The following is a 15,798-nucleotide window of genomic DNA, read 5'->3' as shown; positions in this document are numbered from 1 at the left end:
TTAGAAACTTAATTGTAAGGAGGGAATATATGGTAGAGCGTACTTTTATGATGATTAAACCAGATGGCGTTTCTCGTGGCAAAATTGGTGAGATTATTCAACGAATTGAGCATAAAGGCTATGCAATTAAAGCGATGAAAATGGTACAACCTACTCCTGAATTACTGGCAAAGCATTATGCTGAGCATGTGGGCAAAACATTTTATCCTTCATTAGTGCAGTATATGACTTCGGGTCCGGTTATCGTGATGATTGGAGAAGGAACCAACATTGTATCGGGCTGGCGAGCAATTATGGGAATAACTAATCCAACACTGGCGGCACCAGGAACCATTCGCGGTGATTTAGGTCGTGAATGGGAGGGAGAGGCTGTTAAGAATATCGTCCACGGTTCGGATAGTGTGGAAACGGCCGAAAAAGAAATCAAATTATGGTTTACGTAACGTAGCGTAAGATGAATGATGTTTGAATAGTTAAAGTGAATTAATTAAGCACTCACGGGAATCGGTTTAAATCCACTTGAGCGCTTTTTTATTTTGTTTTTTCAATAATATATTAGTGATTTAACATAATTTTAAAGAATTACCTAAAGTTTGGTAAAATAATACATATGGACTTGGAGACACAATTTAATGCAATTAGAAAATATTGAAATACTAGAGAATCATTCACTGGCACCGTATGCTTATACGCAGGCTGGTGGATTAGTTGACTACTTAGCCATGCCAAAAAGTGTTCATGAATTAAAAGTATTGGTAAACTGGGCTAAAGAATCAGATATGCCTATACAAGTTTTTGGTCGGCTATCTAATTTAATCGTTCGCAATGGCGGTCTACGGGGATTATCCATCTTACTCCATGATTTGCGAGATGTCATTGTGGAGAAAAATAAAATCGTAGCATCAGCTGGTGCTGATTTAATTTGGGTGACAGAACAAGCGTTTGAACATGGATTGAGTGGTTTGGAGTGGGGTGCAGGAATTCCAGGGTCAGTTGGTGGCGCGGTATTCATGAATGCGGGTGCCTATGGGGGGCAAGTTGACATGGTGGTGTCATCTGTCACTGCTTTAATGCCAGACGATACTATACAAATTTTTGAAAAAGATTCATTGGAATTTGGTTACCGGAAGTCTGTTTTCCAAAATAACGGTGGCATTATAATTAGTGCGACTTTTGAATTGCAAGAAGATAGTTGCGCTGCTATTAGGAAGCGAATGGATGAAAACAATTTTAAACGTGCTAATAAGCAACCACTAAACTATCCATCGAACGGATCCGTTTTTAAGAGACCTGAGGGTTACTTTGCAGGTAAATTAATTATGGATTCTAAATTACAAGGTGTACGTCGCGGGGGTGTTGAAGTTTCCAAAAAGCATGCGGGCTTCATGGTCAATGTTGCACATGGTACAGGTAATGACTATGAGGATTTAATTCATTACGTACAAAAAACAGTTTATGAAAAGTTTGGTGTGCATTTAGAAACAGAAGTTAGAATAATGGGAGAGCGTTAAGGTATGGCAATATTAGAATTAATTGTAATATTAATTGTTGCGGTAACCATCTCTAACATTGTGTCGCATTTTATACCTGAGATACCTATTAGTTTATTTCAGATTGCGATTGGTCTTTTTCTAGCATTGGTATGTGGTATTTACGTTGAAGTTGATTCAGCGTGGTTTATGCTGTTGTTTATAGCACCGTTATTATTTAACGATGCATGGCGTTTTCCAAAACATGAGCTTTGGGAACTACGTGGACCAATTTTAGGAAATTCAATTATTTTGGTTATCTTAACAACGTTAGTCGGCGGATTTTTAATGCACTTATTAATGCCTCAATTACCGAAATCAGTGGCTTTGGCCCTAGCAGCTGTGATATCGCCAACGGATCCGGTGGCCGTGCAAGCCATTGCTCGCCGTGTAAAGCTTCCTGAAAATGTGATGCATATTGTTTCTGGAGAAAGCTTAATCAACGATGCGAGTGGGTTGGTTAGTTTTAATACAGCAATTAAAGCGACTATCGCAGGTACTTTTCTAATTGGTGAAGCCATTGGAAACTTCTTTTGGATGACCATTGTCGGCTTAGCTGTTGGGCTAATTCTTGGTAGTTTTGTTAGTTGGTTACGTGATTCCTTTGATCGTGCTGGCTTAAATGATGTGGTTTTCCATACGGTTGTGACTTTGTTAATGCCATTTGTTATTTATTGGGTTGCTGAGGACATTTTTCACTCCTCTGGTGTCATTGCAGTTGTGGCCGGTGGTATTTTATCGAAAATTTTGAGTGACCAGCATATGAACGCGCGTTCACCTGAAATAAATGTGGTCGCAGTACGTACCTGGGAAGTGTTTGTTTATTTGCTAAATGGCACGGTTTTTATTCTATTAGGTATTGAACTACCTGCTGCCATGAAAGATATTGTACGTAGCACGCAGGTCCATACGGGTATGGCTATCTTTTATGGTGTTGCTGTTTGGTTTATCATATTTACCATTCGTACATTATGGGCATACGGTACGCAAATCACATACCATTTAAAACATAAGCAACGCACAGTTTCCTTTAGAATAGCAATCATATCAGGCCTTACTGGTGTTCGTGGTGCAGTGACAATGGCTGCTGTTTTGACTGTTCCATCGACTATTGCAGACGGATCAGCTTTTCCGCAACGTAATTTACTCGTTTTTGTGGCGGCAGTGGTAGTGATTATTAGTCTGTTGGTGGCTACAATTATGCTACCAATAGTTACCAAGCAACGGACTACGCATGATTTTACACAACCAGAGGTGGGTGAGGTTGAAACATCAAATACCCATGAATCTAAAGTTGATTTAACTGAAGCACAAGCGAGAATATTTTCCATTCGGATTGGGATGCAAGTCCTTCGCGAGCAACAAAATGATCACAACAGAATTATTGTTTATGAATTAATTGGCAGAAAACAACAAAATATTGACCAAATTTATCGACAATTAAACAAAAATAATGATCATAAAGTCAATATTGAAGATGATCGAGAATTGCGACGTGTTGCATTGGAAGCACAACGAAATTGCCTACGTCAATTACTCGCCGACGAAAAAATATCTACACTGACTTATTCTTCTCAAAATCGTCGTTTAGATCGTCTAGAAAATATGATTGATTCTGATAAACACTATCATCTATCTACCCAATGGATTATTATATTGTGGCGGCGTACGTTAAGAAGCTTTCGAATTTGGATTTCCGATGAATCAACTGACCAATTTCGGGAAGAAAGTTCCATGGCTACTAAAGAAATGGCCAAAGAGGCTATTCGGTCTTTGTCTGAATATATGGAAAAGTATACAGGCGACACTGTCTCACATCGAATGGAACGCCAAGCGGCTTATAATTTGATTATATCTTATCGAAATCAGATTGAGAAAGAACGCCACCCTGATACACCGGAACAACGTGAATTAGATGATAGATATCGAATGGAACTGGAAATTAAAGCATTAAATGTGGAACGTGAAACAATTCAACAACTGTATGAACAAGGGCGTATTTCACGACAAGCAGGTGTAAATATACGTCAATTTATCAATTATGCTGAAACAGCTGCTCTAGCAGGAAGGGATGAGGAATAGCTAAATATGAATATTCTATTATATTTTACATTTAATAACCTAATGCATGTCATTGACATCGCTATCATATGGTTTATTTTGTATAAGCTCATTCAATTTGTTGAGGGCACCCGCGCTTTCCAGATCTTATTTGGCGTAGGCTTCGTTATTTTGGTTAAGGTGGTAAGCTGGTATCTTGGTTTAATAACCTTATCGTGGATTATGGATCAAATCATTACATGGGCTCCGATAGCAGTGGTCGTTATTTTCCAACAAGAAATCCGACGGGGATTGGAAAGCTTGGGACGACGTTTGGTTATTCGCCGTGCTCGTGTGGATAATTCTAAAGAACATCAACTAATTAAAAGTCTAGATGATGCTTTGCAGTACATGTCTAAACGCCGAATAGGTGCGTTAATTACGATAAAGCGTGATGGTAGTTTAGATGAGTATATCAAAACTGGTATCAAGTTAGACGCTTACATTACCGGCCAATTATTAATCAATACGTTTATTCCTAATACACCTTTACATGATGGTGCCGTGATTATTGATGATGACCGTATTGCCGTTGCTGCAGCATACCTACCATTATCAGAAAGTACGCGAATACCCAAAGAGTTGGGCACACGGCATCGTGCTGCTGTTGGTATTAGTGAAGCGAGTGATGCAATTACAGTGGTTGTTTCTGAAGAGACAGGTGAAATTTCGATTACTCAAGGTGGAGATTTACTTCGAAATATGGACCAAGAGTCTTATATGAACTTTTTTGAACATCAGTTTTTGGTGCAAATTGCTGAAGAAAATGACAAGCATTGGTGGCAAAAAATTGGAGGACGTTCAAAATGAAAAAAATAGGACAGTCTAAAATCGTTAATTTGGTCATTTCCTTAGTTATTGCTATTTTACTTGCTGCTTATGTTTCCAGTACGAAACAAGGTACTGCTACTAACAGTGGTGGGTCAACAAATTTTTCAACGTTGATTCCAGAAAAAAGGGCTACTTTAAAAGTACCTTTAAATTTACAAGTTGATTCAGATAAATATGTTGTTATCGGTGCACCGTCAACAGTTAAAGTTGGTATTGAAGGTTCTGGACCATTGGTGACTGCTGCACAGAGTCATAATGACATACAAGCTAGCGTGGATTTACGTAGCTTAGGTGTCGGCAAACATAATGTTAAGGTAGCTTTACGAGGCGTTAACTCTTCCTTAACGTCTACTGTGACGCCACAAACTGTCACAGTGACAATTTCTCAAAAGAAAGCAACAAAATTGCCAGTACAGGTTAGTTTCGATAAAAGTAAGATTGCGACTGGATACATAGTAGGAGCAACAACGTCCAACCCAAAAAATGTCACGATATCAGGACCTACCGATAATGTTGAAGCTGTGAGTTACGTAGACGCCGAAGTGTCACTTGATAGTGGTGTTAAAGAGTCTCTCTCTCAATCCGTTAAACTTGTTGCCCGGGATAAAGATGGTAATGCAGTTGAGGTTAATATCAGTGATCCAACTGCAAATGTCAGGTTAGATATTGAACCTGAAGACAATAAAAAAATGAATTTAAGTGCAACAATAAACAATGGTGACAGTAATGACTATACGGTTACATTTGATCCAAAAACGGTGACGGCATATGGTTCTTCTGATATACTTAAATCGGTGGACACTATTAGCATACCAGTGGATGTTGGTGATATTAGCAGTAAAACAACGCGTACTCTAGAAATTCCTACACAAACAGGCATTGTTGAATATAATGTTTCAAAAGTAAAAGTAACTATTACACCGTCAAACACTAGCTCAACGAGTAGCAGTTCAACAGAGAGCAATAGCAGTAGTAGTAGCTCTATTTCATCATCTTCATCATCCGCTGAATCAACAAGCAGTACAAGTAGTAGTACTCAAAGTAGTGCAAACACAACATCAGAAACTAAAGGACAGTAAAATATGTCAGAATTTAATCTTAAATATTTCGGAACCGATGGTGTACGAGGTGTTGCAAATAAAACACTTACACCTGAGCTTGCTTTTCGTCTTGGCCGCACAGGTGGTGCAATATTGACTAAGCATGCCAACGATGAGAACAAGAAACCAGTTGTTATTGTGGGTCGTGATACACGAATTTCGGGCGAAATGTTACAACAAGCCATTATTGCAGGATTTTTATCAGTTGGTATTGATGTGCTAAGGTTAGGTGTTATTACTACACCAGCTGTAGCTTTTCTGGTTCAAAATCTAGAGGCAGATGCTGGGGTGCAGATTACAGCTTCACATAATCCAGCGGCTGACAATGGCATAAAATTCTTTGGAAATGATGGTTTCAAATTATCTGACCAATTAGAATATGAAATTGAACAGTTATTAGATGAGTCAGAAGATACACTACCTCGCCCCAGTGCTGATGGATTAGGTGTCGTCAATAATTATCCGGAAGGTGTTCAAAAATACCTAGAATTTCTGCAAAAAACAATTCCAACAGACCTTAATGGTATGCGAATTGCTCTTGATGGTGCTAATGGCGCTACCAGCGGTTTATTAGCACGATTGTTTGCGGATTTGGGAACAGATTTCGTAACATTAGGAACAGAACCCAATGGGCTAAATATTAATGATGGTGTTGGATCTACTCACCCGGCGGCGCTTGCTGAACTGGTAAAAGAAAATGATGTGCAAGCGGGTCTAGCATTTGATGGTGATGGAGATCGATTGATTGCCATTGATGAAAATGGTGAGACGGTTGATGGTGATAAAATCATGTTTATCACTGGAAAATTCTTAAATGAACAAGGACGATTAAAACATCATGCAGTTGTCTCAACCGTAATGAGTAATATCGGTTTCTATAAAGCACTGGCAGACAATGATATGACTAGTATCAAAACGGCAGTCGGTGACCGCTATGTTATGGAAGAAATGATTAAATCGGACCATAATCTTGGTGGCGAACAGTCTGGTCACATTATTTTTCGTGATTGGGCAACAACTGGAGATGGCTTATTGACTGCTCTACAATTGTTGTATGTAATGAAAGAGACGGGAAAGACATTATCTGAACTTGCGGATCCTGTTCATATTTATCCACAAAAATTAGTGAATATAACTGTCGCCGACAAAGAAGAAATTCAGCATGATCCTGATGTTATTGCTAAAATTGCGGAAGTTGAAGCACAGATGGCAGGGGATGGTCGAGTTTTGGTTCGCCCTTCAGGAACGGAGCCTCTACTACGCGTCATGGTGGAGGCACCAACACAAGAATTAGTGGAAAAATATACTGAATCTATCGCAAATGTTGTTCGTGAAAAATCTGAACTATAAAGTATACGATTACTACTGTAATCTTTCAATCGAGTGGCTATAACTTTTCGAAAAGTATGGCCACTTTTTTGATATAATAGATAATAGATTACGCTTTAAAAGGAAAATAACGTGTCACAAGACAGTTTTAAATCATACATTTTAAAAAAATTTAATATCTCATTTAATGACGAGAGACTATTAACAGAAGCTTTAACACAACGTAACTATTTGAATGAACATCCGGACGAAAAAGGTCGCGACTATCAGCGATTGGAGTTTCTAGGTGACTCTGTCATGCAAATGATTGTGGCTGAGTATTTATTTAAGCGTTACCCTGATTGGCACGAAGGTCAATTGACAGAAATGCGTATTGCAATGGTTCAAACGAGGTCATTTGCACATTTCTCACGAATGGTTCATTTAAACGAAGGGATTCGTTTAGGAAAAGGTGAAGAGATGAGTGGGGCACGAGATCGCGACTCATTACTTGAAGATATTTGGGAAGCCTTTATTGGTGCACTGTATCTAGATCAGGGAGCAGATGCTGTTAAACAATTCTTGAATCAAACATTATTTGCAGCAATTGATACAGACTTTTTTGATCGTTTTATTGATTTCAAAAGCCGATTACAAGAGCGATTACAAACCAAAGGGTCTGTGGACATCAATTATCAGACTGAAAAAGAGGAACAATTATCAGATAATACCCAGTTATTTGAAGCGAGTGTTTCCGCCAATGATAAAGAATTAGCACGTGGTACTGGTAAATCCATCAAAGATGCTGAAAAGGCAGCTGCCAGAGCAGCACTAAAAATACTGGAAGATAATGTCAACTTATGAAATTAAAATCACTTGAAATTAGCGGATTTAAATCATTTGCTGATAAGACAATGATTGAACTAATGCCAGGGATGACTGGCATTATTGGACCTAACGGTTCAGGAAAATCAAACATCATTGAAGCGATTCAATGGGTGATGGGTGAACAATCTGCCAAAGATTTGCGTGGGACAAAAATGTCCGACGTTATTTTTGGTGGTACGGATAAACGTGGTTCATTGAATCGTGCCGAAGTGTCAATTACTTTTGATAACAGCGATCATTATGTACAATCTGACTTTAACGAAATTCGAATTACGCGAAAGTTATATCGATCAGGTGAAAGTTCCTACTTAATTAACGGTGTTGAGAGCCGATTGAGAGATATTCATGAATTGTTTATGGATACTGGTTTAGGACGTGAAAGTTTTTCAATAATATCCCAGGGACGAGTTGAAAGTATTTTCAATGCAAAACCCGAAGATCGACGCGGTATCATTGAAGAAGTTGCTGGCGTGTATAAATACAAGCAAAATAAAGAAAAAGCGCAAAAAGAATTAACCCAGACAAGCGATAATTTGTCACGCGTGGCGGATATTATTCATGAGATTGAAAGTCGAATTAACCCATTAGCTGAACAGGCTGCAGAAGCAACAGATTATTTAGCGCAAAAAGAACGTTTTGATACGTTGGACAAAGCAAGATTAGCCTGGTCAATTCATGATTTCAATGGTCAGATATCATCAACAACTAAACAAGTAGAAACCTATGATAAAAGTGTTAACCAGACAAAGTTAGCGTTAGATATTGTCAATAAAAAATTATTAGATAAACGTCAAGAACGTGTTAATGCACAATTGTCACGAGATAGCTTACAGGCTAAAATTTTAGATTGTACTCAAGAACGTGAGCGTTTGATTGGGGCTAAAAATCTAGGAACACAGCAGATTTCAACACTGAATAGAGATGTTGAAGGTGCTGAAAAACAAGCCTATGATTTACAAATCCGTGTTCGAAAGTTAGATGAACAAATTAAACAAGTAGAGAACCAAAAAGATGCCTTGCACAAAAAATACGAGCAATTAAAAATTAGGCTGGGACAATTTGATACAAGTGTACAAGTTGAGTTACAACGTAAAATACATAGTCAAATTGAAGCGAATCGACATCAATATATTCAAACCATGCAGGATATAGCCACGCTGCATAATACGCAAAAAAATGATGAAAAATTGTTACAGCAACTAACCAGCCGCCAAAAAGTATTGCTAGCACGTCTTGATAATGAAAATAAAGAGTTAACAGCTAGTCAGATAACGTTTAACAAAAAGGTACCGAATAATGATCATTTGAATATGGCAGAACTTGAAAAAAAGGTAGCAGATTTAAAGCAAGACATTGAGGATGCAACAAAAATATATAAGGCAACAGAACAAAATTGGTACCAAGTGTTAGATGAATTGAACAAGGTTCGTAGCCATCGTGATGCACTCAATTCATTAGATGAGTATGCTGGTTTTTATCAAGGCGTTCGCGCGCTTATGAAACCACAAACTTTAGAAAAATTCACTGGTATTAAGGGGGTCATTGCTGAATTGATGACTGTTCCCAGTCGTTATGCTCTGGCAATTGAAACCGTATTGGGCGGTGTATTACAACAAGTTGTAGTAGATAACACATCAACGGCAAAGCAGGTTATTTCTTATTTAACAAAAAAACGGGCGGGACGTGTTACAATTTTACCACTAGACACCATCAAATCACGTCACTTAAGCGGTTTAGAAGCAGTACAACATATGAATGGCTTTATCGGGGTTGCTGCAGATTTAATTGATATGCCTGAGGAAATGTCTGCTATTAAAGCCAGCATATTAGGGACAACCGTTTTGGCGGAAAATCTAGATCAAGCAACTGAAATCGCCAAACGTGGGCATTTTCGTTTTCGCGTGGTAAGTCTAGATGGCCAAGTGGTTAATGCTGGTGGTTCTATGACGGGTGGCGCAACGCAAAAGCGTAGTGCAACCTTATTGAGTCGCCAATCAGATATCGCTGAATTAAGTAAACGTGCCGATGAACTAACTATTCAAGCAAGAACGTTAGAAGAAACACTGCAGTTGAAACGTTCAACTGGTGAACAGTTACAAGAAAATTTACTTTTGGCGCAAGAATCATTGCGGGTGGCTCAAAATGATACTAAAAAAATCGATTATGATTTATCACGGCACCAGGACGCTATAAAGCGACAAAAAAAATCCGTGCAAGCGATTCAATATGAATTGAAAGAAGTAAGTGAACAACAGCTAGAGCTGAAAAATCGCTTAGCAGAGTTTAGTACTAAAATCGAAAATATTGAACAACAAAAGTTGGACCAAGAGCGTTTGGCTGCGAAATTGACCCATGATCTAGATACGGCTTCAATAAAATCACAATCAACAAATGAAGAAAAAGCCACCTTACAAACTGAGTTTGCAACAGTTGGCGCCCAGCTTGACAGCATTAATAGTCAGTTGAGTTTGTTACAGAATCAACGTGATGAAGTACAAATAGAGCATAGTACTGTAGCCAAAAACTTAAAAAATCTGCAACAACAATTGGTTATAGCACAAGGTAATGTAGCTAATCAAAGCATAATTGATGATATATCGCAGCAACTTGACATTGCACAAGAAAAGCATGACAAGATTAACACACAAATCGTAACTTTGACGAACAGCATCACTGATTTAGAAGAGCAGTTTGCAGGGCAACAGGAGACTTTGAGAACACTTATTGGCTCACAAAGCCAGTCTGCAGCACACTTGGCTCGTTTGCAAACGCAGCTCGAAAATCTGCAAGCACAATTACTGACACAGTACGATGTCGGCGATGTTGAAGCTTTGTACCAAGAAGTTGCTGACATGGATTTTCAACATATTACCGAACAATTGCGGTTGGTCAAACGTAGTTTAGATGAGATTGGCAATGTTAATATTGGGTCAATTGAAGAGTATGCGTCTGTAAAAGCACGATTCGATTTTTTGACAAAGCAACGTGATGATTTAAACTCAGCCAAAGAAACACTACTACAAACAATCGATGAAATGGATAAGGAAGTACAGGTTCGTTTTAAAAATACTTTCGATGCGGTTGCGGCACATTTTTCAGATATTTATGCCAAAATGTTTGGTGGTGGTCGTGCAGAAATTAGCTTAACAGATCCAACTCATTTATTAACAACAGGCATTGATATAACAGCGCAACCCCCTGGTAAAAAGTTCCAGCAAATGAGTCTATTGTCTGGCGGCGAAAAAGCCTTGACAGCGATTACCTTATTATTTGCTATTTTACACGTTCGTCCTGTTCCTTTTGTTGTACTTGATGAAGCCGAAGCTGCGTTGGATGAAGCCAACGTGGCGCGCTTTGCTAGATATTTACGTGATTTTGCTGGTGATACACAATTCATCGTTATTACACACCGTAAAGGCACGATGGTGAATGCTAATTTGTTGTATGGTGTGACAATGCAAGAGGCTGGTGTATCAAAAATGGTTTCAGTTGACTTGGATCGGGTGGAAGAAGCGGTTTCATAATTGTATAATTTGTTTAAGAACCCGCTAAATGCTCAGAAGCGTGTATTACTTGGATTAGGAGAAAATAAATGGGATTATTTGATATTTTCCGTAAAAAGAAAAATGAAACGGTTGAGCAGGAGGCTACATCAGAATCCACTGAAATTTTGAGTGAATCTGAATCGAATCGTAATGATTCTGATACTGAGCAAAGTGCTGCGATATCTGAAAGTACGACATCGATGACACAGCCGATGCTGGAACAAGTTGGTTTAGTTAACGAAGATGAAGCCAAAATTTGGCAAGAAGCGCTTGACAAACAAAAAAACAGCACCCTACAATCAACAGAAACAGAAACAGAAACAGAAACAGACAGAAACAGAACAGACAGAACAGAAACAGAAACAGAAACAGAAACAGAAACAGAAACAGAAACAGAAACAGAAACAGAAACAGAAACAGAAACAGAAACAGAAACAGAAACAGAAACAGAAACAGAAACAGAAACAGAAACAGAAACAGAAACAGAAACAGAAACAGAAACAGAAACAGAAACAGAAACAGAAACAGAAACAGAAACAGAAACAGAAACAGAAACAGAAACAGAAACAGAACAGAAACAGAAACAGACAGAAACAGAAACAGAAACAACAGAGCAACAAATTTATGATGCAGGTTTGAAAAAATCACGTACTGGATTTGCAGATCGATTTAACCGATTTTTGGCTAATTTCCGTTCGGTAGACGAAGATTTCTTCGAAGATTTGGAAGAAACTTTAGTAGGTGCGGATGTTGGCTTTGATATGGCTATAAAGATTAGTGACGAACTTCGAGAAGAAGTGAAGTTAAAAAATGCAAAGCGTAAGGAAGACGTTCGTGATGTCATCATCAAAAAAATGGTTGACTTGTATGAAGCTGACGGTATAAATGAAGATGCCACAATGAATTTTGCACCCAAAGGACAAACAACGGTTATTCTGTTTGTAGGCGTGAATGGTGTTGGTAAAACAACAACGATTGGTAAACTGGCAAGTAAGTATCAAAAAGCGGGCAAGTCTGTTTTATTAGCAGCAGCGGACACATTTCGTGCTGGTGCTACCAAGCAATTGCAAGAATGGGGTGAACGAGCACATGTACCCGTTGTTGCTGGTAAAGAAAAAGCGGATCCTGCCTCTGTTGTCTTTGCAGCAGTTGAAAAGGCTCGTGATGAAAATTACGATGTTTTATTTGTCGACACGGCAGGTCGATTGCAAAACAATGTTAATTTAATGCAAGAATTAGAAAAGATGAAACGCATTATCCAGCGTGAAATTCCTGAAGCACCACACGAAGTTTTGTTAGTTCTTGATGCAACGACTGGTCAGAATGCATTACAACAGGCAAAGTTGTTCAAAAATTCATCCGATGTCAGTGGTATTGTGTTAACAAAAATGGATGGTACAGCTAAGGGTGGTATTGTTTTTGCTATTCGTAATGAAATGCACTTACCAGTTAAATGGATTGGTTTTGGTGAAAAAGCTAGTGATTTGCGTGAATTTAAGCCTGAAGAATTCGTTTATGGGTTGTTTAAAGAGTTGGTTGAATCATGAATTTAGCAAAAAAGACGCACATCAACGAACTATTTGGTTTCTATGAAAAATTGTTGACAGATAAGCAACAAGCCTATTTACGTTACTATTTTGAAGATGACTACTCAATCGTTGAAATCGCTGAAGCGGAGACCGTTAGCCGCCAAGCAGTATCAGATAATATTAATCGAGCTATTGAACAACTTGAAAAATACGAAAGTATCCTTCATTTGCAAGTCGATTTTACAAAGCGACAGGCATTAGAAAAGGATGTTGAACAATATATCGAGACACATTATCCAGATGATAATGTGTTAAAATTATTGGTACAGAAGCTTTTAACGACGGAAATTGATAACTAGAAGGGAAATGTGCACCAAATAGTGTGTACAGTTTAATAACCTATGGCATTTGAAAATCTAACAGAACGCCTATCAAAGGCAATTAAAAATCTGACAGGACGTGGCCGTGTTAGTGAAGAAGATTTGCGCGCGACAATGCGGGAAATCCGGTTGGCCTTATTAGAGGCCGATGTTAACTACGGCACAGTGAAAAAATTTGTAGCCAATGTTCGCGAAAAAGCAAGCGGCACCGATATTATGGAAGGTTTAAACCCAGCACAACAAATTGTTAAAATTGTTAACGATGAATTGACTGCAACGATGGGTGAAGAAGCGGTACCGTTAAATAAGTCACCAAAAATACCGACAATCATTATGATGGCGGGTTTACAAGGTGCTGGTAAAACCACAACTGTTGCCAAACTGGCTTACAAACTCAAAAATGAAAATAATGCTCGACCATTATTAATCGCCGCAGATATTTATCGCCCTGCTGCGATTGATCAATTAGAAATACTTGGTCGCGATTTAGATATTCCAGTTTTTTCAATGGGCACAGATATCAATCCACGTGATATTGTTCGAGCTGGACTAGAAAAGGCTGCTGAGAATAAAAACGATTATGTATTCATCGATACAGCGGGACGCCTTCAAATTGATGAAGAATTGATGCAAGAATTGAAAGATATTGCAGAAATTGCCGATCCTGATGAAATATTATTGACAGTCGATGCAATGACTGGGCAAAATGCGGCTGAAACGGCCAAAGGCTTCTCCGCTTCACTTGATTTAACAGGTGTTGTTTTAACAAAGTTAGATGGTGACACGCGTGGTGGTGCAGCATTGTCCATTCGAGATGTCACTGGAAAACCAATTAAATTTGTTGGACAAGGTGAAAAGCCCACTGATTTAGATGTTTTCTATCCTGACCGTATGGCTTCGCGTATTTTGGGCATGGGCGATGTCTTAACGTTGATTGAAAAGGCCCAACGCGATTTTGACGAAGAAGAGCAAACTAAGCAGCTCGAAAAAATGCGTCAAAATACTTTCGACTTTAACGACTTTGTTGCACAATTAAAACAAGTACAAAGTATGGGGCCAATGGAAGATTTGTTAAAGATGATTCCGGGGATGGCGAATAATCCAGCTTTAGCTAATGTGAACCTTGATGCCAAACAATTCGCTCATCTAGAAGCAATAGTTGGCTCGATGACACCAGAAGAGCGCGAGAATCCTGATTTAATCAACCCTTCTCGTCGTCGCCGTTTGGCGGCTGGTGCTGGTCGGCCAATTGTTGAAGTTAACCGTATGATTAAGCAATTTGATCAAATGCGTAAAATGATGAATCAAGCAACTAATGGCAACTTTGGTGGCATTGATAAAATGATGAGTGGTTCGGGTATGGATATGTCCTCAATGATGGGTGGCATGAATGGTGGAATGCCCAAAGGAAACTTCGGACAGAAAATGCAAAACTTTGCTGTAAAGCAAGCTGCACGTCGGTTGCAAAAGGCGAAAAAGAAGCGTGGACGCAAGTAATGAAAAGTATGGAACGGATTTTACCAGTCTTTGTATTTGTCGTATTACTTGGATCAAATTTACTTAATCTGTCTCACTTTTCATTTTTATCATTCTTCTTTGCTGTTTTTTGGCCACTATTGGCAGGAGTTTTTGTCTTCGGACTCATAAAAATATTGTGGTGGTGGGTTCAGCGATAATATACTTTTTATTTTCGATATAGTTAATGTTTGTTCGTATTTGACCGTTAATGTATAAAGGAATTGATAATGACACTTAAACTTATAGCATCAGACCTAGACGCAACTTTTTTGCGAGATGATAAAACAATTAATGAACCACTTTTTCGAGAAGTATTGAAAAAAATGAAGGCACAAAACATGCAGTTCATTGTGGCAACTGGTAACCATTTGCAAAAAGTTTTGGAGTACTTCAAAAACTTTGAAGGTGAGTACCAAATCATTGCCAATAATGGTGCTGAGGTGATGTTAGATGGCGAAGTACAAAATGTTAAATTTTTGCCTAAAGAAGCATTGAAAACTATTTTTGCTGTAACAGAAAAATATATTGATAATGTTACGGTGGGATTGGCATTTAATGGACAATCGACTACATATATGCTGAAATCACAGGCAGCAATTGGTGATACTTTCAAAATTTCCGCTGAATATTTTGAAAACTTAACATTAGTGGACAGTATTGATGATGTGGTAGAACCAATTTTAAAGTCAACAATTGTTTTATCTCATAATGAAGTAGCTTATATGAACGATCTTAAATCTATTTTAGGTAAAATTGTCCATGTTACTACTTCGGGATACGGTGCGATTGATATTGTTAATTCTGATGTAAACAAAGCCAATGCACTCAACTATATTGCTGATGCATTGCACGTTGATGCGAAGGATATTATGGCATTTGGCGATGGATTGAATGATATGGAGATGTTAGAATATGTTGGGCATCCGGTTGCGATGACTAATAGTGATCCAGAATTATTAAAACATGATTTTGATATTTCTGTAGCTGATAATCAACATGATGGCGTCCTAAAGACTATATTAAAACACGTTTAACACACTTAGCGTGTTTTTTTTTGTTATAGTAGAAAA

At 38.4% G+C, this 15,798-nt stretch carries 13 protein-coding genes; all 13 read left to right on the top strand.

What is annotated here, in order from left to right; genetic code table 11:
* Positions 1-29 precede the first annotated feature (29 nt).
* The 13 genes from GJV51_00640 (at position 30) to GJV51_00580 (ending at position 15,762) form a co-directional block, all read left to right on the top strand.
* The gene (locus tag GJV51_00640; GenBank protein ID QGM24582.1) at positions 30-443 is read left to right on the top strand and encodes a nucleoside-diphosphate kinase; all 414 of its coding nucleotides are present in this window, start codon (positions 30-32) and stop codon (positions 441-443) included.
* 189 nt (positions 444-632) lie between these two features.
* Entirely contained in the window at positions 633-1,511 is an 879-nt protein-coding gene (murB, locus tag GJV51_00635) for a UDP-N-acetylmuramate dehydrogenase (protein ID QGM24581.1), read from the top strand.
* 3 nt (positions 1,512-1,514) lie between these two features.
* Positions 1,515-3,611, top strand: coding sequence for a Na+/H+ antiporter (locus GJV51_00630; GenBank protein QGM24580.1), 2,097 nt, complete (start codon positions 1,515-1,517; stop codon positions 3,609-3,611).
* A 6-nt stretch (positions 3,612-3,617) separates the two neighbouring features.
* A complete protein-coding gene (locus GJV51_00625) occupies positions 3,618-4,439 on the top strand; it encodes a TIGR00159 family protein (protein ID QGM24579.1) in 822 nt (273 codons plus the stop codon).
* The gene (locus tag GJV51_00620) at positions 4,436-5,539 is read left to right on the top strand and encodes a hypothetical protein (GenBank protein QGM24578.1); all 1,104 of its coding nucleotides are present in this window, start codon (positions 4,436-4,438) and stop codon (positions 5,537-5,539) included. The genes GJV51_00625 and GJV51_00620 overlap by 4 nt, the downstream gene beginning before the upstream one ends.
* A 3-nt stretch (positions 5,540-5,542) precedes the next feature.
* Positions 5,543-6,910 carry a phosphoglucosamine mutase gene (locus tag GJV51_00615; protein QGM24577.1) on the top strand — a complete coding sequence of 456 codons (1,368 nt, stop codon included), beginning with the start codon at positions 5,543-5,545 and terminating at the stop codon, positions 6,908-6,910.
* 111 nt (positions 6,911-7,021) lie between these two features.
* The gene (locus GJV51_00610) at positions 7,022-7,732 is read left to right on the top strand and encodes a ribonuclease III (GenBank protein QGM24576.1); all 711 of its coding nucleotides are present in this window, start codon (positions 7,022-7,024) and stop codon (positions 7,730-7,732) included.
* Entirely contained in the window at positions 7,729-11,280 is a 3,552-nt protein-coding gene (gene smc / locus GJV51_00605; GenBank protein QGM24575.1) for a chromosome segregation protein SMC, read from the top strand. Before GJV51_00610 ends, smc begins: the two co-directional genes overlap by 4 nt.
* Before the next feature lie 68 nt (positions 11,281-11,348).
* Positions 11,349-12,848, top strand: a complete 1,500-nt coding sequence (gene ftsY, locus GJV51_00600; protein QGM24574.1) for a signal recognition particle-docking protein FtsY — start codon at positions 11,349-11,351, stop codon at positions 12,846-12,848.
* Positions 12,845-13,189: a DNA-binding protein gene (locus GJV51_00595; protein ID QGM24573.1), complete on the top strand. Its 345-nt coding sequence runs from the start codon at positions 12,845-12,847 to the stop codon at positions 13,187-13,189. Before ftsY ends, GJV51_00595 begins: the two co-directional genes overlap by 4 nt.
* Positions 13,190-13,231: 42 nt before the next feature.
* A complete protein-coding gene (locus tag GJV51_00590) occupies positions 13,232-14,707 on the top strand; it encodes a signal recognition particle protein (GenBank protein ID QGM24572.1) in 1,476 nt (491 codons plus the stop codon).
* Entirely contained in the window at positions 14,707-14,886 is a 180-nt protein-coding gene (locus GJV51_00585; protein ID QGM24571.1) for a hypothetical protein, read from the top strand. The genes GJV51_00590 and GJV51_00585 overlap by 1 nt, the downstream gene beginning before the upstream one ends.
* Positions 14,887-14,955: 69 nt before the next feature.
* Positions 14,956-15,762 carry a Cof-type HAD-IIB family hydrolase gene (locus GJV51_00580; protein ID QGM24570.1) on the top strand — a complete coding sequence of 269 codons (807 nt, stop codon included), beginning with the start codon at positions 14,956-14,958 and terminating at the stop codon, positions 15,760-15,762.
* The last annotated feature ends 36 nt before the right edge of the window (positions 15,763-15,798 follow it).

The sequence above is a fragment of the Leuconostoc mesenteroides subsp. mesenteroides genome (genome assembly GCA_009676745.1).
Classification (GTDB): Bacteria; Bacillota; Bacilli; order Lactobacillales; family Lactobacillaceae; genus Leuconostoc; species Leuconostoc koreense.
Note: the sequence above shows the minus strand (reverse complement) of the source record. Positions and strands in the feature narration are given on the sequence as shown.